Origin of the sequence: Pseudomonas sp. PS02302 (assembly GCF_029959585.1) — a bacterium.
Lineage (GTDB): Bacteria > Pseudomonadota > Gammaproteobacteria > Pseudomonadales > Pseudomonadaceae > Chryseomonas > Chryseomonas aestiva.
This window is the reverse complement of sequence record NZ_JASCON010000084.1, coordinates 1-24212: the sequence shown is the minus strand read 5'-3', so window position 1 is coordinate 24212 and position 24212 is coordinate 1. Positions and strand designations below refer to the sequence as shown.

At 64.6% G+C, this 24212-nt stretch carries 22 protein-coding genes and 1 pseudogene; 10 read left to right on the top strand and 13 right to left on the bottom strand.

What is annotated here, in order from left to right:
• The 8 genes from kdpA to QMX82_RS21565 form a co-directional block, all read right to left on the bottom strand.
• The coding region (kdpA, locus tag QMX82_RS21600; RefSeq protein ID WP_282287435.1) for a potassium-transporting ATPase subunit KdpA at window positions 1-1472 on the bottom strand (1472 nt) is incomplete at its 3' end.
• 9 nt (window positions 1473-1481) lie between these two features.
• A complete protein-coding gene (locus QMX82_RS21595) occupies window positions 1482-1571 on the bottom strand; it encodes a potassium-transporting ATPase subunit F (protein ID WP_017640468.1) in 90 nt (29 codons plus the stop codon).
• A 142-nt stretch (window positions 1572-1713) separates the two neighbouring features.
• Window positions 1714-1932 (bottom strand): hypothetical protein, encoded by a 219-nt coding sequence (locus QMX82_RS21590; RefSeq protein WP_158897040.1) that lies wholly within the window; start codon window positions 1930-1932, stop codon window positions 1714-1716.
• Window positions 1933-2212: 280 nt separating this feature from the next.
• Window positions 2213-3280 carry an endo-1,4-beta-xylanase gene (locus QMX82_RS21585; RefSeq protein WP_282287427.1) on the bottom strand — a complete coding sequence of 356 codons (1068 nt, stop codon included), beginning with the start codon at window positions 3278-3280 and terminating at the stop codon, window positions 2213-2215.
• A gap of 43 nt (window positions 3281-3323) precedes the next feature.
• Window positions 3324-3536, bottom strand: a complete 213-nt coding sequence (locus QMX82_RS21580; protein ID WP_282287424.1) for a hypothetical protein — start codon at window positions 3534-3536, stop codon at window positions 3324-3326.
• A gap of 221 nt (window positions 3537-3757) precedes the next feature.
• On the bottom strand, window positions 3758-6358 hold the full coding sequence (gene acnB / locus QMX82_RS21575) for a bifunctional aconitate hydratase 2/2-methylisocitrate dehydratase (RefSeq protein WP_208691354.1): 2601 nt from the start codon (window positions 6356-6358) through the stop codon (window positions 3758-3760).
• A 350-nt stretch (window positions 6359-6708) separates the two neighbouring features.
• Window positions 6709-7440: an aspartate/glutamate racemase family protein gene (locus QMX82_RS21570; RefSeq protein WP_208691353.1), complete on the bottom strand. Its 732-nt coding sequence runs from the start codon at window positions 7438-7440 to the stop codon at window positions 6709-6711.
• 8 nt (window positions 7441-7448) lie between these two features.
• Window positions 7449-8153, bottom strand: coding sequence for a GntR family transcriptional regulator (locus QMX82_RS21565; RefSeq protein WP_282287418.1), 705 nt, complete (start codon window positions 8151-8153; stop codon window positions 7449-7451).
• Between the two features lie 298 nt (window positions 8154-8451).
• Here QMX82_RS21565 and QMX82_RS21560 point away from each other — a divergent pair, with 298 nt between their 5' ends.
• The 3 genes from QMX82_RS21560 (at window position 8452) to QMX82_RS21550 (ending at window position 11168) form a co-directional block, all read left to right on the top strand.
• Window positions 8452-9897 carry an NCS1 family nucleobase:cation symporter-1 gene (locus tag QMX82_RS21560; RefSeq protein WP_282287416.1) on the top strand — a complete coding sequence of 482 codons (1446 nt, stop codon included), beginning with the start codon at window positions 8452-8454 and terminating at the stop codon, window positions 9895-9897.
• A gap of 109 nt (window positions 9898-10006) precedes the next feature.
• Complete coding sequence (locus QMX82_RS21555) at window positions 10007-10483, top strand: DUF1289 domain-containing protein (protein WP_282287414.1); 477 nt, start codon at window positions 10007-10009, stop codon at window positions 10481-10483.
• Between the two features lie 73 nt (window positions 10484-10556).
• Complete coding sequence (locus QMX82_RS21550; protein ID WP_282287440.1) at window positions 10557-11168, top strand: tRNA-(ms[2]io[6]A)-hydroxylase; 612 nt, start codon at window positions 10557-10559, stop codon at window positions 11166-11168.
• Between the two features lie 6 nt (window positions 11169-11174).
• On the opposite strand, the gene QMX82_RS21545 is transcribed toward QMX82_RS21550, so the two are convergent.
• The gene (locus QMX82_RS21545) at window positions 11175-11876 is read right to left on the bottom strand and encodes an endonuclease (RefSeq protein ID WP_208691350.1); all 702 of its coding nucleotides are present in this window, start codon (window positions 11874-11876) and stop codon (window positions 11175-11177) included.
• Window positions 11877-12014: 138 nt separating this feature from the next.
• Between QMX82_RS21545 and earP the strand changes: the two are divergent.
• The 3 genes and pseudogenes from earP to QMX82_RS21530 all read left to right on the top strand — a co-directional run.
• Window positions 12015-13142: pseudogene (earP, locus tag QMX82_RS21540) on the top strand (elongation factor P maturation arginine rhamnosyltransferase EarP); the annotation flags it as partial.
• A 48-nt stretch (window positions 13143-13190) separates the two neighbouring features.
• Window positions 13191-13757 (top strand): elongation factor P, encoded by a 567-nt coding sequence (efp, locus tag QMX82_RS21535; protein WP_166655901.1) that lies wholly within the window; start codon window positions 13191-13193, stop codon window positions 13755-13757.
• A gap of 121 nt (window positions 13758-13878) precedes the next feature.
• A complete protein-coding gene (locus tag QMX82_RS21530) occupies window positions 13879-14619 on the top strand; it encodes a sulfite exporter TauE/SafE family protein (RefSeq protein ID WP_208694978.1) in 741 nt (246 codons plus the stop codon).
• Here the strand turns inward: QMX82_RS21530 and QMX82_RS21525 are convergent, their stop codons facing one another.
• A complete protein-coding gene (locus tag QMX82_RS21525; RefSeq protein WP_133860662.1) occupies window positions 14620-15471 on the bottom strand; it encodes a LysR substrate-binding domain-containing protein in 852 nt (283 codons plus the stop codon).
• Window positions 15472-15572: 101 nt separating this feature from the next.
• Between QMX82_RS21525 and QMX82_RS21520 the strand changes: the two genes are divergently transcribed.
• Window positions 15573-15824: a DUF1127 domain-containing protein gene (locus tag QMX82_RS21520; protein WP_187979382.1), complete on the top strand. Its 252-nt coding sequence runs from the start codon at window positions 15573-15575 to the stop codon at window positions 15822-15824.
• 34 nt (window positions 15825-15858) lie between these two features.
• Complete coding sequence (locus QMX82_RS21515) at window positions 15859-17058, top strand: winged helix-turn-helix domain-containing protein (protein WP_208691349.1); 1200 nt, start codon at window positions 15859-15861, stop codon at window positions 17056-17058.
• 19 nt (window positions 17059-17077) lie between these two features.
• On the opposite strand, the gene QMX82_RS21510 is transcribed toward QMX82_RS21515, so the two are convergent.
• Entirely contained in the window at window positions 17078-18424 is a 1347-nt protein-coding gene (locus QMX82_RS21510) for a class II 3-deoxy-7-phosphoheptulonate synthase (RefSeq protein ID WP_282287405.1), read from the bottom strand.
• Window positions 18425-18536: 112 nt separating this feature from the next.
• On the opposite strand from QMX82_RS21510, the gene QMX82_RS21505 reads away from it, so the two are divergent.
• The gene (locus QMX82_RS21505; protein WP_133860658.1) at window positions 18537-19286 is read left to right on the top strand and encodes a spermidine synthase; all 750 of its coding nucleotides are present in this window, start codon (window positions 18537-18539) and stop codon (window positions 19284-19286) included.
• Between the two features lie 281 nt (window positions 19287-19567).
• Window positions 19568-21244: a DEAD/DEAH box helicase gene (locus tag QMX82_RS21500; RefSeq protein WP_282287402.1), complete on the top strand. Its 1677-nt coding sequence runs from the start codon at window positions 19568-19570 to the stop codon at window positions 21242-21244.
• 310 nt (window positions 21245-21554) lie between these two features.
• Here QMX82_RS21500 and QMX82_RS21495 read toward each other — a convergent pair whose 3' ends face one another.
• Window positions 21555-22799 carry an ATP-grasp domain-containing protein gene (locus QMX82_RS21495; protein ID WP_282287400.1) on the bottom strand — a complete coding sequence of 415 codons (1245 nt, stop codon included), beginning with the start codon at window positions 22797-22799 and terminating at the stop codon, window positions 21555-21557.
• Window positions 22800-22865: 66 nt separating this feature from the next.
• Complete coding sequence (locus QMX82_RS21490; RefSeq protein WP_282287437.1) at window positions 22866-24086, bottom strand: ATP-grasp domain-containing protein; 1221 nt, start codon at window positions 24084-24086, stop codon at window positions 22866-22868.
• Window positions 24087-24212 lie beyond the last annotated feature (126 nt).

Below are 24212 nucleotides of genomic sequence, written 5' to 3'. Positions count from 1 at the left end.
GCCAGGCTCAGCATCAGGTTGTGGAAGGGCGTATTGGCACCGAAGCCGGCAAAGGCCGAGCCGTTGTTGGCCGTGGCCGAGGTATAGGCATAGAGCAGCTGGCTGAAGCCATGGGGACCCGTGGCGGCGATCCCGGCGACGCCGGCCGGGACGCTGGCGGCGATGGCGCCCAGCACCAGGACGCCCAGCGGCATCACCAGCAGGGTCGCCACCAGCAGCCGCACCTCGGGAGCTTCCAGCTTCTTGCCCAGGTATTCCGGGGTGCGGCCCACCATCAGGCCGGCGATGAAGACGGCGATCAGCACATTGAGCAGCATGCCGTAGAGACCGGCGCCGACGCCGCCGAAGATCACCTCGCCAAGCATCATGTTGAACAGCGCGATCAGCCCGGTCAGCGGCGCCAGGCTGTCATGCATGGAATTCACCGAACCGTTCGAGGCGGCCGTGGTGACCGTCGCCCAGAGGGCTGACGCAGTACCGCCGAAGCGGGTCTCCAGGCCTTCCAGGGACGCCCCCTGGGTGATCGCCAGGCCGGCCAAGGCGGGGTTGGCGTGGTTCTGGGCAACGATGGCGACAGTGCCTCCCACCACCAGCAGGCCGAACATGGCGGCGAAGATCGCCCAGCTCTGCCGCCGGTCCTTGACGTAGTGACCGAAGCTGAACACCAGGGCCGCCGGAATCATGAGGATGGCCGACAGCTCGAGCAGATCGCTCAGCGCCGTGGGGTTCTCGAAGGGATGCGCCGAGTTGACGCCAAAGAAGCCGCCCCCGTTGGTACCCAGCTGCTTGATGGCGATCTGGCTGGCGGCCGGGCCCAGCGGCAGGGTCTGGGTCGCGCCCTGCAGGGTGGTGGCGTCGACATAGCTCGCGAAGGTCTGGGGCACGCCCTGCCAGATCAGCAGCAGTGCAAGGGGCACGCTCAGCGGCAGCAGCACATAGAAGATGGCGCGAAACAGGTCGACCCAGAAGTTGCCGATCTCCTGGGCGCTACGGCGGGTGATGCCGCGGGCCAGGGCAGCGAGCACGGCCACGCCCACCGCGGCGCTGACGAAGTTCTGCACGCCCAGGCCGATCATCTGGCTGAAATAGCTCAGCGAGGCTTCGCCGCTGTAGGCCTGCCAGTTGGTGTTGGTGACGAAACTGATGGCGGTGTTCAGCGCCAGGGTCCATTCCAGCCCGGGCAGCTTCTGCGGGTTCAACGGCAGACTGCCCTGCAGCACGAGGATGGTGAACAGCAGCCCGATGCCCAGCCCATTGAACAGCACCAGGGCGATGGCATAGGTGCGCCAGTCCTGGCCGCGGCCATCGGTGCCCGCCAGCTTGAGGGTCAGGCGCTCCAGGGGCCCGCCGACAAAGGTCAGCCAGGTCCGCTCGCCTTCCAGCGCGCGGTGGAAGTAGCGCCCCAGGAAGGGCGCGGGAAGAAAGGTCAGGGCCAGAAAGGCCAGGATCAGGAACGCGGCTTGGCTGTCCATGCCGCCTCCCTAGGACCGGCCGGCGCGTAGCAGCGCCGCCAGCAGATAGACGAACAGACCCAGTGCCAGGAGCAGGGCCAGAAGATTCCAGGGGGTCATCACAAGTTCTCCAGAGACGGCCGTTGCCGCGTGGAGAAATTGTCGGGAGGAGGGGCGTAAAGAAGCGAGGCGGGGAGCGGTGGCGGGGCGTAAAGAAAGCGTTAAATCGGCCCCTCCCGCCAGTGCGGGCGGGGCCTTGCGACTATTGCTTGGGCGCGGCCTGCTGTTCTTCCTTGGCCTTCTTGTTGGCCTCGTGGTGACCGATGGCGCAGCCCGCCGCGGCACCGGCAACGCCGTGACCACCGGCGACGTGGCCCGCGGCGCCGCCGACCACGGCGCCCTTGACGCAACCGGCGGCGAAGGTGGCTTGGCTGGCGCCGAGCAGCAGAACAGACAGGGCAAGGGTAGGCAGGAGCTTCATGGTGGCGACCTCTCGTGGGTGCGAAGTAATGTCCTGTAACAATTGACCAGGCTGATCCGTATCAGTTCTCCGGCTCTCCCTCTCGGCCACCAGAGTGCCGTGGACGCCACCCATCACCTGCAGCATCAGCGGGCCATCGATATCGCGGCCATGGGCCGCTCCTACCACCTCAGGTATGACCGTAGGCACGGCCCAAGGCCGCGATCCAGGCACCAGCCGCAACAAGGCTTGGCCTGGGCGAGAGTGAAGAGGCTGCGCCAGAGCCGTTGGCAAGGCGTACTCACTGATGCGGTCGCAGATGCAGCACCGCCCAATAGGCCGGCTTTGGCCGCTGCTGGCGATCGAACAGCAGCGGCTGGTCGTCCCCGGGCGCCCCGGGCTGGTGGTTCAGCCAGCTGTGATCATCGGCCACGCCCCACCAGGTCACCGCGGTGACCTCGGGATGGGCCAGCACCAGGGCCATGAGGTCGCGATAGCGCTCGGCCTGCAGGTTCAGGCGCTGCGCCAGTGGCTGCTGCGGCTGGTAGTCGTGATGCTGGTAGAGGCTCATGTCCAGCTCGGTGATCTGGTTTTCCAGTCCGAGGCGGGCGAAGGTGGTGAGCGACTGATCGATAGCCGCCAGGGATGGCCAGTAGATACTGATATGGGTCTGGTGGCCGATGCCCTGCACCGGCACGCCCTCGGCCAGCAGGCCCTTCACCACCCGCGCCAGGCAGTCGCGCTTGGCCGGTTCCTGGGTGTTGAAGTCGTTAATGAACAGGCGTGCCTGGGGATCGGCGGCATGGGCGGCGCGAAAGGCCACGGCGAGATAGTCAGGACCGATCACCTGCATCCAGCGATCATCACGCAGGCAGCTGGACTGATTGGGGTCTATGGCCTCGTTGACCACATCCCAGGCATAGACCCGTCCGCGGTAATGGCCGACCACCGTGGCGATATGCTGCTTCAGGCGCTGCAGCACCTGCTCGCGCGTGGCCGGCTGGCCATCGGCACCCTGCCAGAACCAGTCCGGGGTGTGGCTGCCCCAGAGCAGGGTATGACCGCGCACCGCCAGGCCGTGCTGTTCGGCGAAGGCGACGAGGGCATCGGCCGGTCCGAAGACATAGCGGTCTTCCTGGGGATGAATGCGCAGGGGCTTCATGGCGTTTTCCGCCACCAGACTGCTGAATTGCCGGGCCAGCAGCGCCCCGTCGGCGTCCGCGAGTTGTTCGGGCTCGACCGCCGCGCCGATTTTCAGCCGGGCACCATAGGCCGCAGCCAGGGAGCGCGTGGCGGTCGGCTCCGCGGCCAGGGCAGCGGCATTCCAGAGGCCCAGCGACAACAGCAGCGCAAGCAGTGGACGCGGCATCGGGATGATTCTCCAGCAGTCGGTCGTGATGGCGACCGGCCGATCAGCCATGAGGGTGCTGCGGGTCTTCCTTGGCCTTCGCCGCCAGGTGGTGGCCGATGGCGCAACCAGCAACGGCACCGGCGATGGCATGGTGACCGGCGACATGCCCGGCCATTCCGCCGACCACGGCACCCTTGATGCAACCCGCCGCCAGGCTCGCCTGGCTGAGGCCGAGCAGGGAGACCGACAGGATGACGACCGCAAGACGTTTCATGGGCAGACCTCGGCATAAGGGAACCCAGAGCCTAGCGCGTCCGGGTTAAGTGCCGCTTAAGGCCTTCGCGGCGTGGAAAACGGCGCAGCCTTTACCAGCGACAGCTACCAGGGCATCTCTCGGCTAGCTAACTTAGATACGCGTCGCGTTGCCCGCCCTGCGGCGAGATCGCCATAAAAAAACCGCCCCGAGGGGCGGTTTTTCCGTACCGAAGGCTGGCGTCAGACTTCGACGGCAGCGATACGGGCTTTCTCGGCGCTTTCACGGAATTCGGCGATCTGGTCGAAGCTCAGGTAGCGGTAGACGTCCGCGGCCATGCTGTCGATGCTCTTCGCGTATTCCATGTATTCCTCGACGCTGGGCAGCTTGCCCAGGATCGAGGCCACCGCGGCCAGTTCCGCCGACGCCAGGTAGACGTTGGCGCCGTCGCCCAGGCGGTTGGGGAAGTTACGGGTAGAGGTGGACACCACGGTGGCATTGGCGGCCACGCGGGCCTGGTTGCCCATGCACAGCGAGCAGCCCGGCATTTCCATGCGCGCACCGGCCTTGCCGTAGATGCCGTAGTAACCTTCCTCGGTCAGCTGGTGCTGGTCCATCTTGGTCGGCGGCGACAGCCACAGACGGGTCGGGATCGAACCCTTGACCTTGTCCAGCAGCTTGCCGGCGGCACGGAAGTGACCGATGTTGGTCATGCAGGAACCGATGAACACCTCGTCGATCTTGTCGCCGGCCACCTGGGACAGCAGGCGGGCGTCGTCGGGATCGTTCGGGGCGCACAGCACCGGCTCGTTGACCTCGGCCAGGTCGATCTCGATGACTTCGCTGTATTCGGCGTCGGCATCGGCAGCCAGCAGTTCCGGATTGGCAACCCAGGCTTCCATGGCGCGCGCACGGCGCTCCAGGGTGCGGGGATCACCGTAGCCTTCCTCGATCATCCAGCGCAGCAGGGTGATGTTGGACTGCAGGTACTCGGTGATGGACTCGGGCGACAGCTTGATGGTGCAACCGGCGGCGGAACGCTCGGCGGAGGCATCGGACAGCTCGAACGCCTGCTCCACGGTCAGGTCTTCCAGACCTTCGATCTCGAGGATGCGGCCGGAGAAGATGTTCTTCTTGCCCTTCTTCTCGACGGTCAGCAGGCCCTTCTGGATGGCATAGTAGGGGATGGCATGCACCAGGTCACGCAGGGTGATCCCGGGCTGCATCTTGCCCTTGAAGCGCACCAGTACCGACTCCGGCATGTCCAGCGGCATGACGCCGGTGGCCGCGGCGAAGGCCACCAGGCCGGAACCGGCCGGGAAGGAGATGCCGATCGGGAAGCGGGTGTGGGAATCGCCACCGGTGCCGACGGTGTCGGGCAGCAGCATGCGGTTCAGCCAGCTGTGGATGATGCCGTCGCCCGGACGCAGGGAGACACCGCCACGGGTGCGGATGAAATCCGGCAGGGTGTGGTGGGTCTTGACGTCGATGGGCTTGGGATAGGCCGCGGTGTGGCAGAAGGACTGCATCACCAGGTCGGCGGAGAAGCCCAGGCAGGCCAGGTCCTTCAGCTCGTCGCGGGTCATCGGGCCAGTGGTGTCCTGGGAGCCGACGGTGGTCATCTTCGGCTCGCAGTAGGTGCCGGGGCGCACGCCCTCGACGCCGCAGGCCTTGCCGACCATCTTCTGCGCCAGGGTGTAGCCCTTGCTGCTCTCGGCCGGCTGGTCCGGCTTGTTGAACAGGTCGGCCGGACCCATGCCCAGTTCGGCACGCGCCTTCTCGGTCAGGCCACGGCCGACGATCAGCGGGATACGGCCGCCGGCGCGGACTTCGTCCAGCAGCACGGGGGTCTTGAGTTCGAAGGTGGCGAGCACCTCGTCACTGCCATGGCGGGTGACCTTGCCGGCCTTGGGATAGACGTCGATGACGTCGCCCATTTCCAGCTCCGACACATCGAATTCGATCGGCAGGGCGCCGGCGTCTTCCATGGTGTTGTAGAAGATCGGGGCGATCTTGGAGCCGAAGCAGAAACCACCGGCGCGCTTGTTCGGCACGTAGGGGATGTCGTCGCCGAAGAACCACAGCACCGAGTTGGTGGCGGACTTGCGGGAAGAACCGGTACCGACCACGTCACCGACGTAGGCGACCGGGAAGCCCTTGGCGCGCACTTCCTCGATCTGCTTCAGCGGACCGATGCTGCCTTGCTGCTCGGGCACGATGCCGTCGCGCGCCATCTTCAGCATGGCCAGGGCGTGCAGCGGGATGTCCGGACGCGACCAGGCGTCAGGGGCGGGAGAGAGGTCGTCGGTGTTGGTCTCGCCCGGCACCTTGAACACGGTCAGGGTGTACTTTTCGGCGATTTCCGGACGCTTCCTGTACCACTCGCCCTCGGCCCAGGACTGCATGACGGCCTTGGCGTGGGCGTTGCCGCCCTTGGCCTTTTCGGCAACGTCGTGGAAGGCATCGAACATCAGCAGGGTGTGCTTGAGCTGTTCGGCGGCCACGGCCCCCAGTTCGGCGTCGTCCAGCAGCTCGACCAGGGTGGCGATGTTGTAGCCGCCCTGCATGGTGCCCAGCAATTCGGTGGCGCGCTGGCGGGAGATCAGCGGGGACTGGGTTTCGCCCTTGGCGACCGCGGAGAGGAAACCGGCCTTCACATAGGCGGCTTCGTCGACGCCCGGCGGTACGCGGTTGGTAATGAGGTCGACGAGAAATTCTTCTTCGCCGGCCGGGGGATTCTTCAGCAGTTCGACCAGACCGGCCGTTTGCTCGGCGTTCAGCGGCTGGGGCACGATGCCCTGGGCGGCACGCTCTTCTACGTGGTTACGATAGGCTTCAAGCACAGGTTGACCCTCATCAGTGGTCCAATATTGCGTCCGGGGGCTGGCGCCCCGGAATGTATCCGGCGGGGTATGACGGGGGAGGCTGCGGGCAGGACCGCCGTCGCGCCGGACGCATTCCGCCGGAAGCTGTTTTCAAAGTTTTACGCCGGCTGCTGAAGAGCTGATCGGCGGCAGGGCGGTTGATGAGGCCGCCGCTGCCGGATCACCGGATACTTTGCTCGTGACGCTTTGAAAACAGCTTCGTATCGGACATTGCGCCTATAAGGCTGCCTAATTCTACGCCAAGCCTCGGGCGAAGTTAAGCGCTGCGTTGTCGCATCTGCTCCCGGTCGTTGGACCCCGGGCGCAGGCTAGCGGCCCAGATGGGCGAAGCGTCCGCTGAAGGGCTTGGCGATGGGGTAGGCCAGGTCGCCGTGCTTGCTGGTGCCCAGCCCCAGGTCCACCAGGGACTCGGCCAGCTTGACCGCGGCGCTGACGCCTTCGATCACCGGGATGCCGATGGCCTCGCTCAGGGCCTCGCGCAGATCGGCCATGCCGCCACAGCCGAGCACGATGGCGCCGGCGCCTTCTTCGTCACGGGCACGGCGACCCTCGGCGGCGATCAGTTCGATCAGGCTGTCGTCGGCGGCTTCCAGGGCCAGTACCGGCAGGTCGATACAGCGTACCGAGGTGCACAGTTCGGCGAAGCCGTACCGTTGCAGCAGGTGCTCGGCGATGATGCGGGTGCGGGTGAGGGTGGTCACCACGGCGAAACGGGTGGCCAGCAGACTGGCCAGATGGAAGCCGGCCTCGGCGATGCCCAGCACCGGCCCCCTGGCCATTTCTCGCGCGGCGAGCAGGCCCGGATCGCCAAAGCAGGCGATGACATGGGCCGCGCAGCCGGCCTCGACGCCCTTGCGCATCTCTTCGATCACGCCGACCGCGGCCACGGCCTCGTCGTAGTGACTTTCGATGGACACGGGGCCGGCGTCGGGATTGCTGGCGAGGATGGTGGTGCCCGGACGGGCGATGGCCTGGGCCGCGCGACCGATCTTGGCGGTCATGCTGGCACTGGTATTGGGATTGATGACCTGGATCTGCATGGGGGGCCTCAACTGCGTTTGAAGATGCTGCGGAAATCGGGCTCGGCGGCCGTGGGCCGGTCGATCCGGAGGGATTCGCGGATCAGGCGCAGGTGGCGCGCCATCCAGTCGCTGGCGGCCGCACCCTCGCCCCGGGCGAGCAGGTCCAGCAGGTCTTCGTGCTGGCCGCAATCGCAGCCCAGGCTGTGCCGCGAGCCGTAGATGGCGATCAGTAGCGAAGAGCGGCTGGCCAATTGGGCGACCTGTTCGGTCAGCACCTGATTGTCGGCCAGCGCGGCGAGTTCGACGTGAAAGCGCGCGGACAGCTGGATCGCCAGGCTGTGGCGCCCGCCGTGCTGGGCCTCGTGCTCCTCGAGGCAGAGCTGGCGCAGGGACGCCAGCTGCGCGCTGTCGACCCGGGCGGCCACCTGGGGCATCAGCGCCGGCTCGATCAGCTGGCGCGCGGCGAGGATGTCCTGGGCTTCCTTGGCGCTGGGCTGGGCGACCTGGGCGCCGCGATTGGCGCGCAGGGTCACCAGGCGTTCCAGCGCCAGTCGCTGCAGCACCTTGCGGATGCCCGTGCGGCTGATGCCGAAGGTCTCCGCCAGAGTGTCTTCCGGCAGCCGGGTGCCTGGCGCCAGGCGATGCTCGACGATGGCTTCAAGGATGTCCTGGTAGATCCGCTCGTCCCGGGGGGAGGCGGCAACGGCGAGTGACGCGGGTACTGCACTCATGGGCTGACTCCGGCGATTTGCCTGAATTGTATACAAAGTCCGGGGCGCTGACGATGCGCGAATGCGTCGGGCTCTGTGCGCCAAGGTAGCGCCTCATTGCCACCTAACGCCCCAGGGGAGTGCATCCCCGGTAACGCTCCGGCCGCTGACTTAGCGCCTCCTTTCCTGGAAATTTCCTATGGAGCCAGCGAGTTAAGGCCATCTCGGCGCACCTGGCACGGACCCTGCCTAGAAGGATTGTATACAAAACAAGGCAGGCGCCGTATGCAGGTGCCTGCCACCACGGAGGCGGCGATCCATGAACCAGCAGATTCCCCCGGGCTACAGCCCACGTCTGTACAACGAAGATCTCGGCCCGGTCGAGCAGAAATGGAATTGGTACAACATCTTCGCCTTCTGGATGAGCGACGTGCACAGCGTCGGCGGCTATGTCTTCGCCGCCAGCCTGTTCGCCCTGGGCCTGGCCAGCTGGCAGGTGCTGATTGCGCTGCTGGTGGGGATCTGCATCGTTCAGGTGATTGCCAATTTGGTTGCCCGGCCCAGCCAGCAGGCTGGCGTGCCCTATCCGGTGATCTGTCGCCTGGCCTTCGGCGTCTTCGGCGCAAACATTCCGGCGGTGATCCGCGGCCTGATCGCGGTGGCCTGGTACGGTATCCAGACCTATCTGGCCTCCAGTGCCCTGGTCATCGTGGTGCTGCGCTTCTTTCCCGCGCTGGCGGTCTATGGCGACAGCAGCTTCCTGGGCCTGTCCTATCTCGGCTGGATGGGTTTCCTCACCCTCTGGGTGCTGCAGGGCTGCGTGTTCTGGGCCGGCATGGAATCCATCCGCCGCTTCATCGACTGGGCCGGTCCGGCCGTCTATGCGGTGATGTTCCTGCTCGCCGCCTGGATCGTCTGGCGCGCCGGCTGGAGCAACATCAGCTTCACCCTGGCGGAAAAGCAACTGACCGGCTGGGCCGCCTTCGGCCAGGTGATCGTCGCCATCGCCCTGGTGGTGTCCTATTTCTCCGGGCCCACGCTCAACTTCGGTGACTTCAGCCGCTACTGCCGCTCCATGCAGGATGTGCGGCGCGGGAATTTCTGGGGCCTGCCGATCAACTTCCTGGCGTTTTCCCTGGTCACCGTGGTGATCGTGTCCGGCACCCTCCCGGTGTTCGGCGAGATGATCCACGATCCCATCGCCACCGTGGCCCGCATCGACAACACCACCGCGGTGCTGCTCGGCGCCTTCACCTTCGTCACCGCCACCATCGGCATCAACATCGTCGCCAACTTCGTTTCGCCGGCCTTCGACTTCGCCAACGTGGCGCCCAGCAAGATCAGCTGGCGCGCGGGCGGCATGATCGCCGCGGTGGCCTCGATCTTCCTCACCCCCTGGAACCTGTTCAACAATCCCGAGGTGATCCACTACACCCTGGACGTCCTGGCTGCCTGCATCGGCCCGCTGTTCGGCATCCTGCTGGTGGACTACTACCTGTTGCGCAAGGGCCGGATCGAGGTCGATGCGCTGTTCGACGACACCCCGAATGGCGCCTACTGGTACAGCGGCGGCGTCAACTGGGTGGCGGTGCAGGCACTGGTCGCGGCGGCGCTGATCGGGCTGTGCTTCACCTTCGTGCCCTGGTTCAAGCCGATCGCCAACTTCGCCTGGTTCACCGGCTGCTCCCTCGGTGGACTGTTCTTCTATGGGTTGAGCCGCCGCAGCGCCAGTCCGCTGGCGAGCCGAGGTGTCGCCGCGGTGTGATCCGCATCCTGTGATCAGGCTGGGATTCTGTACGACCGGCGTCGGCCACCCGCGCCGGTCGTTGACGTTTCCGGCTAGACTAGGCGTTTTGCTCCAAGGCTTGCCGCCCATGCCCACTCCTGTCATCAAGACGCCCTGTGTCGGCCTGTGCTCGACGATGTTCGGCGACCACGTCTGTCGTGGCTGCAAGAGATTCCACCACGAGGTGGTGAACTGGAATCTCTACAGCGAAGAGGAGCGGCGCGCCGTCTGGGCGCGTCTGGAGCTGCTGCTGGTGCAGGTGGTGTCGGCCAAGGTCGATGTCTTCGATCCGGCACTGTTGCGCCAGCAGTTGCAGCAACGCAGCATCCGCTTCCGGCCCGATCAGTCGGAGTATTGCTGGGCCTATCAGTTGCTGGCCCGGGGCGCGCGCCACATCCAGCAACTGGATGCCTATGGGCTGCGCCTGCTGCCGGAGTTTCGCGATCGCCCCCTGGCCGAGTTGCGTGACGCCATCGACCGGGAATTCTTCCTGCTCTCCGAAGCCCACTACGACCGCTACATCGCCCCGCGCTTCCTGCTCGAAGGCATCGACAGCCGCGTCTGAACGCCAGCAGGCAGGCGGCGCTGCCCAGGCGCCTGCCTTTCTCTATAATGCGCGGCTTTTGCACGGGAGCACGCTGATGTCCTTGCCCGAGATGAACGAATTCCTCGGTTGCCGCACGCCGGATGCCTGGGTCGAGGCCGCGCTGCAGGACCTGCCGACGCTGCTGCAGGACCACGCCAACAACGAGAAGAAGGCCGCCGGCGCCGCCTTCCACTATCTGTTCACCTATTCCAATCGCGCCGAGCTGTCCTGGAAGATGTCGCGTATCGCCCGCGAAGAGCTGCGCCATTTCGAGCAGGTGCTGCAGATCATGAAGCGTCGCGGCATCAAGCACCGCAACGTCAGTTCGGCCCGCTATGCCGGCGCCCTGCGCAAGCTCTGCCGCAACCATGAGCCGCTGAAGCTGACCGACAGCCTGGTGATCGGTGCCTTCATCGAATGTCGCTCCTGTGAGCGGTTCGGTGCGGTGGCGCCCCATCTGGACGCGGAGCTGGGCAAGTTCTACGGCGGTCTGCTGGCCTCCGAGGCCCGGCATTTCCAGGACTATCTCAAGCTCGCCTATCTCTATGGCGAGCGCGACGATGTCGATGCCAAGATCGCCGAGGTCCGCGCCCTGGAGGTGGAATTGATCACCTCCAGCGATCGCGAGCTGAGATTCCACAGCGGCATTCCAACCGCTGCTTGACGCGCATTATTTGCAGGCCTTGGTCTCGCCGACATAGGGATTGCCGCGACCCATGATGCAGGCCAGGCGCTGGTTGCGCTGGCGCTCCCAGGCCTCCGGCGGATACTGCTTGGTCCAGGCGGTGTAGAGCTGGCGATCCTGCTTGGACAGGCGCAGGTCGTAGCGATCGCTCATGTAGAAGTAGGTGCGCGCCACCATGCCGCGGATTTCCGGGCGGGGCATGGCGGTCTTGGCCTTGAAGTCCACCACCATCTGGCAGGCGCCATACTGGCTGGGCTTCTGCGGCAGCCAGCCGAAGGCGAAGTTGCTGCGGTCGCCATTGACCTCGCCGACCACCGGTACCAGGTTGAAGAGGTCGGCCTCGGCCTTCTGGTACACCGGGTCGTTGGCCGTGCAGTTCTGGCGACCGCCTTTCTGCCAGCACTGGCGCTGGTGGCCGATCACCCAGGCGGGGACGATGTGTTCCCATTCGATGCGGCTGGCGCGCTGGGCGCTCTTGCGCGGGACGTAGCCACAGCTCTTGAGGTCCACGGTCTTGCCGCTGTAGTGGCAGCCGCAATAGAAGTCCACGCCTTGCTTGGCATAGACCTTGGCCGCCACCACCTTGGCTTCGCCGAAGGTACGGGGCGGTTGGGGTGGCTGGGGCGTCGCCAGGGCGCTCAGGGAAGCCAGGCTCAGGCAGAACAGCAGGGCAGGGCGCAACGACATTTAGAATCCGTCCGAAAAAGCGCGGATACTACCGACCCGCTCTTGGTCGCGGTGTGACTGGGTTCACTGGAAGCCGTCCCGCGTCCGCCCGCCAATCAGGCGGAACACGATTCGATATCAATGACTTAGAGGTATGGCATGGCAGCCTGGGATATCTTCTGCACGGTGGTGGACAACTATGGCGACGCCGGTATCACCTGGCGTCTGGCCCATCAGTTGGTCGCCGAGCATGGACAGCAGGTCCGCCTCTGGATCGACGACCTCTATCCCCTGGCGCGGATCCAGCCGGGGGTCGATGGCACCGCCGAGCAGCAATGGCATCGTGGGGTCGAGGTGCGGCTCTGGCACGCCGACTGGACGGCGGCCGAGCCCGGCGACGTGGTGGTGGAAGCCTTCGCCTGTCAGCTGCCGGAAGGCTTCGTCACCGCCATGGCGCGTCGCGCCGAGCGCCCGCTCTGGCTGAACCTGGAATACCTGAGCGCCGAGGAGTGGATCGAAGGCTGTCACGCCCTGCCGTCGCTGCAGCCCACCGGGCTGAACAAGTACTTCTTCTTTCCCGGCTTTACCGCCAAGGTGGGCGGGCTGCTGCGCGAGCACGACCTGCTCGATCAGCGTGACGGCTTCCTCCAGGCGGCCGCGGCCCAGAACGACTTTCTCGCTGGACTGGGCGTGCGGCGCCAACCCGGGGAGCGGCTGTTCTCGCTGTTCGCCTACGAGAACCCGGCGCTGATCGACTGGCTCGATGTGCTCAGCGCCGGCGCCCAGCCCACCTGCCTGCTGGTGCCGGAAGGGCGGGTGCTGGCGAACGTCGCCGCCTGGCTCGGCGTGGACTGGCTCAAGGCCGGCGACGGTCACCGTCGCGGCGCCCTGCGGGTGCAGGTGCTGCCCTTCGTCTCCCAGCAGGAGTACGACCGGCTGCTGTGGTGCTGCGACTTCAATGCCATCCGTGGCGAGGACTCCTTCGTCCGTGCGCAATGGGCGGCGCACCCCTTCGTCTGGCACATCTATCCGCAGGAAGAGGACGCCCATTTCGTCAAGCTCGAGGCCTTCCTGGCGCGCTATGCCGCGTCCGGCCCGCCGGCGCTGGCCGCCGCGGTCAGCGCCCTCTGGCTGGCCTGGAACGGTCGCGGAGATCTGGCGGCCGCCTGGTCGGCGCTGGAGGCGCAGGTGGAAAACTGGCGTCTGCTGGCCCGTGAGTGGAGCGATCGGATGGCTTCTCACAGGGATCTTGCCGGCAGCCTGGTGCATTTCCATACAGATTGGCTATCATATGGCGCCTCGAAATCCCGTTCTTCCATCCATACGGATAACCGCATGAAAACCGCACAAGAGTTCCGTGCCGGCCAAGTGGCCATGATCGACAACGCTCCCTGGGTCATCCAGAAAGCTGAATACAACAAGTCCGGCCGTAACGCTGCAGTGGTCAAGATGAAGCTGAAGAGCCTGCTCTCCGGCAGCGCGACCGAGACCGTCTTCCGCGCCGACGACAAGCTCGAGCCGGTGATTCTGGATCGCAAGGAAGTGACCTATTCCTACTTTGCCGATCCCCTGTACGTGTTCGTCGACAATGACTACAACCAGTACGAAGTCGAGAAAGACGACCTGGGCGATGCCATCGCCTTCATCGAAGACGGCATGACCGACGTCTGCGAAGCGGTGTTCTACAACGACCGCGTCATCTCCATCGAACTGCCCACCACCATCGTGCGCCAGATCTCCTACACCGAGCCGGCCGTTCGCGGCGATACCTCGGGCAAGGTCATGAAGACCGCTCGCCTGAACAACGGCTACGAGCTGAAGGTCTCCGAGTTCTGCGACATCGGTGACCACATCGAGATCGACACCCGTACCAACGAGTACAAGTCGCGCGCCAAGGTCTAAACCAGGCGTCTCGCTAGAAAGCCCGGCTCGCCGGGCTTTTTGCTGTCTGGCGCTCCGCTGGCGGTGCGCCGGACAGCGGTTTCCGAATCTGTTCGCTTCTGGGTAGTGCGCCGTGGAATTGCTGTCTCAGCTCTTGATCGATATCGCCCTCGGGGCGGTGCTGGGTGTGGTGGGTGGGTTGTTCGGCATCGGCGGCGGCTTGATCGCCATTCCGGTGCTGGCCCTGCTGTTCGGCCTAGACCAGCAACTGGCCCAGGGCACCGCCCTGGTGATGGTGGTGCCCAACGTGCTGCTGTCGGTCTACAAGTACAACCAGCGCAATCGCATCGACTGGCAGCGTGCCGGTCTGCTGGCCGCCGCCGGCATGCTCTCGGCCCTGGCGGGTACGGCGCTGGCGGTGTCCCTGGACGCCCGCTCCATGCGCCACGGCTTCGTCGGCTTCCTGCTCGTGCTGGTGCTCTACAACCTCTGGCAACTCTATCGCCGTGGCCAGCCGCCGCTGACGACGCCGAGTCGCCTGGGGCTCGGGGTGCTGGGGCTGGTGGCAGGGCTGGTCGGCGGGCTGTTCGGCGTCGGTGGCGCGGTGATCGCCACCCCCATTCTCGCCGGGGTGATGGGCATGACCCAGGTGGCGGCCCAGGGCATGTCCCTGGCCATGGCGCTGCCCACCACCGGCGTTACCCTGGCCAGCTATGCCTGGCATGGGGAAGTCGACTGGAGCGTGGGTATTCCGCTCGCCCTGGGTGGACTGCTCAGCGTGAGCTGGGGCGTGAAGTTGGCGCACCAGTTGCCGGAGCGGCTGCTGCGTCTGCTGTTCTGCGGTTTCCTGCTGCTGTGTGCGGTGCCGCTGGCGCTGCGCTGACTACTGCCGAAAGCCCTCGGCGATGTGCTCGGCGAGGGTGTCGATGATCGGCGAGGCGCTGCGCGGATTGCGTAGCAATTCGATGGAGCAGGCCGGCAGGTCGGGCATGCCGTCGGCCTCTCCCAGTCGGCGCAGCTCGCTCGGCAGCAGGCTTTCCAGTTGCGCGGTGACCGCCAGGCCGGCCTTGACGATGCCGAGCAGGGCGGCAAGGCTCGGGCTGCTGTAGGCCAGGCGATAGCCGCGTCCGCGATTGTCCAGCGCCCGGCGCGCCCATTCGCTGAGAAAGCACGAGGTGTTGAACATCGCCAGCGGCAGCGGATCGCGCTGGTGGATATCGAAACCCGGCGCCTCGGCCCAGATGAAGCGTTCGCGACGCAGGGGCAGGCCGATCTCGTTGCCCGGTTCACGAGTGACGATGGTGAGGTCCAGGTCCTGGCGTTGCAGCAGGCCGGCGGTGGTCTCGCAGTGGACGTCCACCTGCACCAGCGGATAGGCCTTGGCGAAGCCCGCCAGGATGCCGGGAATGAACCTCATGACGTAATCGTCCGGGGTGCCGATACGCACCGTACCCACCATGTGCGGTTCGCGCAGGGTCGTCATCACCTCGCCATGCAGCTTGAGGATGCGCCGGGCGAAGCCCAGCAGGATCTGACCCTCCGCCGTCAGGCGTACCTGGCGGCCCTCCCGTTCGAACAGCCGCCTCTGCAGCACGTCCTCCTCGAGCTTGCGCATCTGCATGCTCACCGCCGACTGGGTGCGATTGACCACCTCGGCCGCGCGGGTAAAGCCACCCTGATCGGCGATGGCGACGAAGGTGCGCAATAGATCGGTCTCTATGCTCGGATAACTCATGGCATCAACCAGGCGAATGGATCGCATTAGAAAGATTCGTTGGATTGATGTTATGCCAGCTTCCAGACTTGAGCCATAGCCCCTGTAGCAGGAGATTCACCATGGCTCAGCTCATCGCTCACCAAGATTCGTCTGCGCGGACCCCGGGTGTTCCGGGCGTCATCTTCCGTCTGCGGCAGGTCTGGGCCTGGTTGCGCCGGGCGGTCGAGCTATCTCGTCAACGCCGGGCCCTCTATCGACTGGATGAGGGCGCGCTGCACGACCTCGGCCTGAGTCGCGCCGATGCCTGGCAGGAAGCCGACAAGCCGTTCTGGCGGCAACCCGCAGAGGAGGGCCGCCGCCGATCCTGCTAGGGTGGAAGATCACCTCTCTCTGTCAGGAGCTCGGATGGATAGCCTTTCCCTGCGCGAAGCCCGGCGCCTGGCCTTGCGTGCCCAGGGTTTTGGGAGTCAACCCAAGGGCGGTGCGGGCCTGGCCGCTATGTATCGCCAGGCCGCACGCCTGAATGTGCTGCAGATCGACTCGGTCAATGCCCTGGTGCGCTCGCACTATCTGCCGCTGTTCAGTCGTCTCGGCCGCTATGCCTTCGCCGACTTCGATGCCCTGGCCTGGGGTCAGGGGCGCAAGCGGCAGCTCTATGAATGCTGGGCCCATGAGGCCTCGCTGGTGCCGGCCGAGGTCTGGGCCGAACTGCGCTGGCGACGTGATCAGGCGCGCCAGGGCATTGGCATCTATCGGCAATTGGCGCGCTTCGCCGTCGAGCAGCCGCAGGTCGTCGCCCAGACCCTGGAGGCGGTGGTGCAACGGGGCGCCCTGGGCGCTGGCAGCCTGGCGAAGCGGGTTGAGCAGGCCGGTCCCTGGTGGGACTGGAGTCCGGCCAAGCTGGCGCTGGAGTGGCTGTTCGCCGCGGGTGAGGTGACGGTGGCCGGACGGCGCGGCTTCGAGCGCCTCTATGATCTGCCTGAGCGGGTGCTCCCGGCGGAGATCCTCGCGGCGCCTGCCCCTACGCCGGAAGCCGCGCGCCGAGCCTTGCTGCTGCGCAGTGCCCGTGCCCTGGGCGTGGCGAGCGAAGTCCAGCTGCGCGATTATTTCCGCCTGAGCCCCGCCGAAGCGCGGCAGGGCATCGCCGAATTGCAAGAGGAGGGCAGTCTGCAGCCGCTTCAGGTGCAGGGCTGGTCGAAGCCGGCCTATGCGGCCGAGGCGCCAAATCCCGGGCGTCCGGTGCAGGCGGCGGCGCTGCTGTCGCCCTTCGACTCCCTGGTCTGGGAGCGCGAGCGCACCGAGCAACTGTTCGGATTTCGCTATCGGCTGGAGATCTATACCCCGGCGCCCAAGCGGGTCTATGGCTACTACGTATTGCCCTTTCTCTATCGGGAGCGACTGGCGGCACGGGTGGATCTGCGCGCCGAGCGGGCGCAGTCGCGCCTGGCAGTGCATGCGGTGCATCTGGAGGCGGCAGGCTTGGATGACGAAGGACTGGATGCCCTGGCGGCGCAGTTGCGCGCCCTGGCCGCTTGGCTGGGTCTCGCCGACCTGCAGTTGCACGGGCCGGCGGACGTCTTGCGTGAGGCTGTTGCGCGGCACTAGATCGCGCCGCGCCCTCTGCCTAGCGGCGGATGCCCTTGAGCGTCTCGGCGATCATGAAGGCCAGTTCCAGGGACTGGTCGGCGTTCAGACGCGGGTCGCAATGGGTGTGGTAGCGGTCGGACAGGGCGTCTTCGGTGACCGGGCGGGCGCCGCCGATGCACTCGGTGACGTTCTGGCCGGTCATTTCGATATGGATGCCGCCCGCGTAGGTGCCCTCGGCCTGGTGCACGCCGAAGAACTCCTTGACCTCGCCCAGCACGCTGGCGAAGTCCCGGGTCTTGTAGCCGGTGGAGGCCTTGATGGTGTTGCCGTGCATGGGGTCGGAACTCCACAGCACCTGGCGGCCTTCGCGCTCCACGGTCTGGATCAGGCGCGGCAGGTGATCGCCGACCTTGCCCACGCCCATACGCACGATGAGATTGAGGCGCCCCGGATCGTTCTCGGGGTTGAGGGTATCGATCAGGCGGATCAGGTCTTCGCTGGTGGTGGAAGGACCGACCTTGACGCCGATGGGGTTGTTCACCCCGCGCAGGAATTCGACGTGGGCACCGTCGGGCTGGCGGGTGCGATCGCCGATCCAGAGCATGTGCGCGGAGCAGTCGTACCAGTCGCCGGTCAGGCTGTCGCGGCGGACGAAGGCTTCTTCATAGTTGAGCAGCAGCGCCTCGTGGGCGGTGAAGAAGTTGGTTTCCTTGACCTGGGGCGCGGTGTCCAGGCCGCAGGCGCGCATGAAGGCCAGGGTCTCGTCGATTCGATCCGCCAACTGGTGGTAGCGGTCGGCCAGGGCCGAGTTGGCGATGAAGTCCAGGTTCCAGCGATGCACCTGGTGCAGGTCGGCGAAGCCGCCCTGGGCGAAGGCACGCAGCAGATTGAGCGTCGCGGTGGACTGGTTGTAGGCCTGGATCAGCCGCTGCGGGTCCGGGATGCGGCTGCCCTCGGTGAAGTCGATGCCATTGACGATGTCGCCGCGGTAGGCCGGCAGGGAGACGCCGTCCTGGATTTCGTCGCCGGAGGAGCGCGGCTTGGCGAACTGGCCGGCCATGCGGCCGACCTTGACCACCGGGCAGCCCGCGGCAAAGGTCATGACCACCGCCATCTGCAGGAGCACCTTGAAGGTGTCGCGAATCTTGCCCGCGGAGAATTCGAAGAAGCTTTCTGCGCAATCACCGCCCTGCAGCAGGAAGGCCCGACCCTGGGTCACCTCGGCGAACTGCCGGCGCAATTCGCGGGCTTCGCCAGCAAATACCAGGGGCGGATAGCCGGCCAGGGTGCGCTCGACATCGGCGAGGCGGGCTTGATCGGGGTATTCGGGCTGCTGCTGGATGGGCAGGCTTCTCCAGCTGTTGGGGCTCCAGGGCGCGGACATGATTCTCTCTGAGTGGTGCGACGAAGCCGTCCATGGTAACCGATGACGGTCGCAACGCTCGATAGACAGTGCCCATCGCGGCTACCATGGGCGGCTATAGAGGAGGGTGGTGATGGTCGAGACGGAAGTGTTGCTGGAAGAGGTCGTCGACGACCATGGCCGGATCCGGGTGGTGGAGGTGGGGCCTTATCGCTTCCTGGAGTTCGGTGAGGAAGTGGAGCAGAGCTGCGTCTTCACCCAGGACCCGGCCTGGCTGGAATATGACTACAACCGCGCCATGCTGCTGGGCGCACTCTGCCATCCGCAGCCACGGCGGGCGCTCTTTCTCGGGCTGGGCGCCGGTACCCTGACCCAGGCCTGCCTCAAGTGGCTGCCCCTGGAGGCGGTGGAGGCGCTGGAGCTGCGCCCCGCGGTGCCGCGCCTGGCCCGCCAGCATCTGGGCCTGGCCGAGGATCCGCGCCTGGCGATCCGCATCGGCGATGCCCTGGACCTGCTCGACAGCGCAGCGCCTGCCGATCTGATCTTTGTCGATCTCTACACCGACGTCGGCCCCTCCAGCGCCCATCTGGCCTGGCGCTTTCTGGAAAACTGCCAGGCCAAGCTCAATCCGGGCGGCTGGCTGATGATCAACCAGTGGAGCGCCACCGACGGTAAGCCGCTGGGCGCCGCGCTGCTGCGCGGGCTGTTCCGTCATCATTACTGGGAGTGCCCGGTGGTGGAGGGCAACGTGATCCTGCTGGTACCGGCGAGTCTGGAACAGGAGCTGGACGAGGCGGGTACGCGGCAGCGCGTTCGGGAACTGAGCCTGCGCATCGGCTTCGATCTGGAGTCCTATCTGGACAACTTGCGTGCGGCAACCTGACCTCAAAAGTAGACCAAGGTTCTCTGGAGAAATGTCCAGGGTTCGGGTATTATTCGCCCCGGTCTTTTTGACCTTCCGTTCAGGAACTGCATTCTCCCGGTCCGCCACCATGGCCACCCCGGTCGTGCGTTCGCCCGACGGCGAACAATCCTAGACGCTTCACCCCCTTTCATCCGCTATTTCGCAAAAAGCTCACACCTTGGCTGCCTGGGCGACTTCGGTCATTCGGATAAGCGCAGCTCTTGGCTTTGGGGTCTTTGCGAAGCACACGAGGCAAGACAATGACCCAGGACATCAGCAATTTCGCTGCGCTCAATCTCAATCCCGCCATCCTCGCCGCCATCAAGGCCGTCGGTTACGAAGAGCCGTCGCCCATCCAGTCGCAGTCCATTCCGGTGATCCTCGCCGGCCACGACATGATCGGCCAGGCGCAGACCGGTACCGGCAAGACCGCAGCCTTTGCTCTGCCGCTGCTCTCGCAGCTCGACCCGTCCCGTCGTGAACCCCAGATTCTGGTGCTGGTTCCTACCCGTGAACTGGCCCTGCAGGTCGCTACCGCCTGCGAAACCTATTCCACCGAGATGTCTGGTGTCAAAGTCGTGGCTCTCTACGGCGGCGCGCCCATGGGTCCGCAGCTGAAGTCCCTGCGCATGGGTGCCCAGGTACTGGTCGCCACCCCCGGCCGTCTGTGTGACCACCTGCGCCGTGACGACAATCTGCTGGCCACCGTCCAGCGCCTGGTGCTCGACGAAGCTGACGAGATGCTCAAGCTGGGCTTCATGGACGACCTCGAATTCATTTTCGAAGCCATGCCGGAAACCCGCCAGACCGTCCTGTTCTCGGCGACCCTGCCGCCGTCGATCCGCGCCATCGCCGAACGTCACCTGAAGAACCCGCAACACGTCCGCATCGCGGCCAAGACCCAGACCGTCGCCCGCATCGAGCAGGCGCATCTGATGGTCCATGCCGACCAGAAGCCCGCCTCGGTGCTGCGCCTGCTGGAAGTGGAGAACTTCGACGCCCTGATCGCCTTCGTGCGGACCAAGCAGGCGACCCTGGACCTGGCCGAGCTGCTCGAGCGCCAGGGCTATCGCGTCAGCGCCCTGAACGGCGACATGCCCCAGGCTCAGCGCGAGAAGACCATCGAGTCCCTCAAGGACGGTTCGCTGGACATCGTGGTCGCCACCGACGTGGCGGCGCGCGGTCTGGACGTGGCGCGCATCACCCACGTGCTCAACGTGGACATGCCCTACGATCCCGAGTCCTATGTGCACCGTATCGGTCGTACCGGTCGTGCCGGTCGTGAAGGCCGCGCGCTGCTGCTGGTCACCCCGCGCGAGCGACGCATGCTGCAGGTGATCGAGCGCGTTACCGGTCAGCGGGTTGGCGAGATCCGCCTGCCCGACGCCGAAGCCGTGCTGGAAGCCCGCATCTCCCGTCTGGCCGATGGCGTGGGTTCGCTGCTGGCCGATGCCGATGCTACCCACGGCGCCCTGCGTCAGGAGCTGTGCGAGCGTCTGCAGTGCGATCCTTCGACCTTGGCCGCTGCGCTGCTGGCCAAGCTGACCGCCGGCCGCGCCCTCGATATCGAGTCGTTGCGCCGTGAGCAGCCGTTGACCCCCGGCGCGGGCCGTGGCGACCGTCCGCGTACTGAGCGCGGTGAGCGCGGCGAGCGTCCGGATCGTGGCGAGCGTCGTCCGATGCAGCCGCTGCCGGAAGGCCGCGTGCGTTGCCGCACCGCTCTGGGCGCCCGTGACGGCGTTGCCGCCAAGAATCTGCTGGGTGCCATCATCAATGAAGGCGGCATGGATCGCGAGGCCATCGGCCGTATCCAGATCCGTGACTCCTTCAGCCTGGTGGAGCTGCCCGAGGACGGCCTGGAGCGTCTGCTGACCAAGCTCAAGGACACCCGCGTAGCCGGCAAGGCCCTGCGCCTGCGTCGCTATCGCGAGGATTGATCCCCAGCGTTTCGCTAGCGAAAATCAGGCCCCGGCGCTGTAAGGCGTCGGGGCCTTTTTATTGGGATCGAATCGTTGCCCGGCTGATGAGCACGCTACCCGCGCTGGAGTAAGCCATAGGGGGCGCAGTTTTCCTGTGCTTGGCGACAAAGCATGGGGCGCCGAGATCACCCTGGAAGCAGCCGCCCAGACAAGACACGGTAGCTGGGAGTGGGGCTGCAGGCGATGGTAGCGCAGGTGCGTGCCCTACTGGCGGGCTGCGCGCCCGTCGCTCTTGCCGGAGAACATTTACACCCCCCCCCCTTGGCGCCTACCTGCTGCTGGCTTCGAGATGGACCTGGTAATGATCCAGAACGTAGTGAACGTCTTCAGCGACTCTTTGCCGCCCACCACAGAATACGAATGTTCCAAGGCCATCCTTGTGGCAGAAAAACTCACCCGATGCTGTGTCCCCTGGGCGCGGAAGGGTCGTGATTTTCAATGTTGGCAGGTTCTCGCTATTCGGGAGCGATAGGTGCGTGACATAGAGCGTTTCACGGGACAGGTGTCTTTTTGGAAACATCAGGTAGGCCCAGGCTTCAGCTTTGTGGTGGGCCTGTAAGGATTCGCAGAGACCCAATTGATGCGTCAGGTGAAGCAGGCGCAGGTCTATTCCATGGGCGAGTTCTATCATTTCGGCCGTGGGTCCTCCGCCAGGGCGGTAGGCAATTTCTAGCAGCTCGAAGCCATCGTCGGCGTTGCCGAAGGCTTCGATATGGTAGACCCCGTCAGGCCCGTCAAACGCAGCCATCACGCGCTCGATGAAGGGTCGCCAGCGTGCCTGAAGATCGTCTTCGGGTACGGAGAGGTACCCCAACGGGCGCTCGGCGAGATAGTCGATGGGTTTTCCCAGGTATTCTCCCGCGGACAGGAATGCCAGCTGTTTCCTTAGGACGACTGCATCTAGCTGATACAGCGGCTGGCTGTTGTAGGTTTCAAGGATGTACTGACGGTCGCTCATATCCTGATAGGCGTCATCCTCAGCGCTGTGAATGTCGGAAAGCTCGAGGGCATTGGTGATGATCTTGACCCCGACGGCGCCAGCCAGGGATCGGGGTTTCAAGATTATTGGGAATGTCGCCATGCCGCCCTTGATCTGGTCGAGTGTGAGTTCTCTGGGCGTCGGAATGTTGAACGACTGGGCGATCTGCTTCATTCGCTTCTTGTCACGAAACCGTGCCGCCACCTCTAGCGTGAGCCCAGGCAGTCCCCAGCGCTCATTGGCCCAGGCCGCGATGTGTACCGCGAATTCATCATTGGGTAGGACTGCAGTTACCCGGTACTCGCTGGCGATTCGGTCAAAGGTTCTTTCAATCTCGGCATGGACGGCAAAGTCACGAACCAGAAAGGTGTCGGTGCGAATCAATTCCGCTCCGGCCTGATCCAGCAGATCCTCCAGAAGATAGACGAACGTCCAATGCGGTATTGGGTAAATGTTGCTGATGTTGGCGATTACCTCACTGACATCCAGTTCAGAGGAAATGATCAGTATGGTGTTTGGCTGGTCTATTCTCATGACGAAATTAGCCTCCAGTTTTGTGGAGAATCCTCTGAGGCAGGATTATTCCAAAGCGGCTTTTCCCTATTCAGCGGCCACGTCGACCCGGTAGTTGTTATTCAGGTAGTCGATGTCCTGGAGCACGAGCTTGCGGTTGCCACAAAATACGAAAGAACCCAGCGAATCCTTGTAGCAATAGAATTTTCCCGACGCTAGGTCGCCTGCTCTGGGCATCGCATAGGTTCTCAGAGTCGGCATGTTTTCGAGGGGCGGAAAGGCGGTCTGTGTGACGTAGAGTGGCTCGGTAGCAAGATGTTTTTTTGGAAAGGTAATGTAGCCGAAGGCATCTTCCTTGCGTTGGATATCGAGCGGCGGCGCTAAACCCAGCTGTGCGGCAAGATGGATATGCTTCAGGTCCAGCCCGTAGACCATCTCTATCATCTCCACGATGGCTGCGCCGCCAGGTCGGTAGGCGATTTCCAGCAGTTCTGCACCGTCAAAGGCTTCTATGTGATAAACCCCGTCAGGCGCTTCGAATGCGGCTATCACGGCTTCAGTGAATTGGCGCCAGGTATCCTCGATCATCCGCTCGGGGACGGACACCGTGCCGACAGGTTTTTCCTGCAGGAAATCAATGGGTTTTCCCAGGTATTCGCCGACCGATATGAATGCCAGCGTTCCTTCGAGAACGACACAGTCTATATGATAGATACTGCTTGAATTGTAGGCTTCGATAAGATACTGACGCTCACTCATGTCCTGGTAGTCAGAGTCGAGATCGATATCTATTCTTGAAAGTTCTTCTGCTGCGGAAATGATCTGGACACCTTGAGCCCCTGCCAGCGAACGCGGTTTGATGATGACGGGGAACTGGATTTCTGCGCGCTTGATTTCATCAAGGGTGATTTCCCTGGCTGTCTTGATGCCTGCTCGCTGAGCAATTTCTTTCATCTTCTTCTTGTCGCGAAACCGCTGAGCATCTTTTAGAGTTATGCCTTTGAGTTGCCAGCGATCATTTGCCGAGGCGGCGACGTAGAGCGAAAATTCATCAAAAGCGATCGCCGTAGAGATTTGATAGTTGCGAGCTATCCTATCCAGCGCACCCGCTACCTCAGTGGCGTTAGCGAAGTCGGAAACGATGAAGTTTTCCGGCCGTTTCAGTTCAGCGCCTGCTTCGCCCAGGTAATCCTCCAGCAGGAAGACGAACGCCCAGCCCTCCAGGTCATGCAGCGCCTTTATCGCTTCCAGCTTCGCGGTGACAGCAAGGTCGGAAGAAGCGATCAGTACAGTAAGTTTGTCGTTCATTTCAATTCCCTGTCTTGGGTTCGGCTGCCCGTATCGCTCCTTGGACGCTGTCTGGAAATGCTCTGCGCTTATAGACCTTTCCGGCGGGATGGGGCCGTTGAGCGCGCAGGGCCTCCGGCCCTGCGC

What these genes read in the sequence shown, in the direction of transcription:
- QMX82_RS21590 (WP_158897040.1), bottom strand. Translation starts at nt 1,932, where the DNA reads ATGAAGCTCCTGCCTACCCTTGCCCTGTCTGTTCTGCTGCTCGGCGCC.
- QMX82_RS21585 (WP_282287427.1), bottom strand. Translation starts at nt 3,280, where the DNA reads ATGCCGCGTCCACTGCTTGCGCTGCTGTTGTCGCTGGGCCTCTGGAAT.
- QMX82_RS21555 (WP_282287414.1), top strand. Translation starts at nt 10,007, where the DNA reads ATGCCCACTCCTGTCATCAAGACGCCCTGTGTCGGCCTGTGCTCGACG.
- QMX82_RS21505 (WP_133860658.1), top strand. Translation starts at nt 18,537, where the DNA reads ATGGTCGAGACGGAAGTGTTGCTGGAAGAGGTCGTCGACGACCATGGC.
- QMX82_RS21560 (WP_282287416.1), top strand. Translation starts at nt 8,452, where the DNA reads ATGAACCAGCAGATTCCCCCGGGCTACAGCCCACGTCTGTACAACGAA.
- QMX82_RS21495 (WP_282287400.1), bottom strand. Translation starts at nt 22,799, where the DNA reads ATGAGAATAGACCAGCCAAACACCATACTGATCATTTCCTCTGAACTG.
- QMX82_RS21570 (WP_208691353.1), bottom strand. Translation starts at nt 7,440, where the DNA reads ATGCAGATCCAGGTCATCAATCCCAATACCAGTGCCAGCATGACCGCC.
- QMX82_RS21565 (WP_282287418.1), bottom strand. Translation starts at nt 8,153, where the DNA reads ATGAGTGCAGTACCCGCGTCACTCGCCGTTGCCGCCTCCCCCCGGGAC.
- QMX82_RS21515 (WP_208691349.1), top strand. Translation starts at nt 15,859, where the DNA reads ATGGATAGCCTTTCCCTGCGCGAAGCCCGGCGCCTGGCCTTGCGTGCC.
- QMX82_RS21510 (WP_282287405.1), bottom strand. Translation starts at nt 18,424, where the DNA reads ATGTCCGCGCCCTGGAGCCCCAACAGCTGGAGAAGCCTGCCCATCCAG.
- QMX82_RS21525 (WP_133860662.1), bottom strand. Translation starts at nt 15,471, where the DNA reads ATGAGTTATCCGAGCATAGAGACCGATCTATTGCGCACCTTCGTCGCC.
- QMX82_RS21595 (WP_017640468.1), bottom strand. Translation starts at nt 1,571, where the DNA reads ATGACCCCCTGGAATCTTCTGGCCCTGCTCCTGGCACTGGGTCTGTTC.
- QMX82_RS21545 (WP_208691350.1), bottom strand. Translation starts at nt 11,876, where the DNA reads ATGTCGTTGCGCCCTGCCCTGCTGTTCTGCCTGAGCCTGGCTTCCCTG.
- efp (WP_166655901.1), top strand. Translation starts at nt 13,191, where the DNA reads ATGAAAACCGCACAAGAGTTCCGTGCCGGCCAAGTGGCCATGATCGAC.
- QMX82_RS21520 (WP_187979382.1), top strand. Translation starts at nt 15,573, where the DNA reads ATGGCTCAGCTCATCGCTCACCAAGATTCGTCTGCGCGGACCCCGGGT.
- QMX82_RS21500 (WP_282287402.1), top strand. Translation starts at nt 19,568, where the DNA reads ATGACCCAGGACATCAGCAATTTCGCTGCGCTCAATCTCAATCCCGCC.
- QMX82_RS21580 (WP_282287424.1), bottom strand. Translation starts at nt 3,536, where the DNA reads ATGAAACGTCTTGCGGTCGTCATCCTGTCGGTCTCCCTGCTCGGCCTC.
- QMX82_RS21490 (WP_282287437.1), bottom strand. Translation starts at nt 24,086, where the DNA reads ATGAACGACAAACTTACTGTACTGATCGCTTCTTCCGACCTTGCTGTC.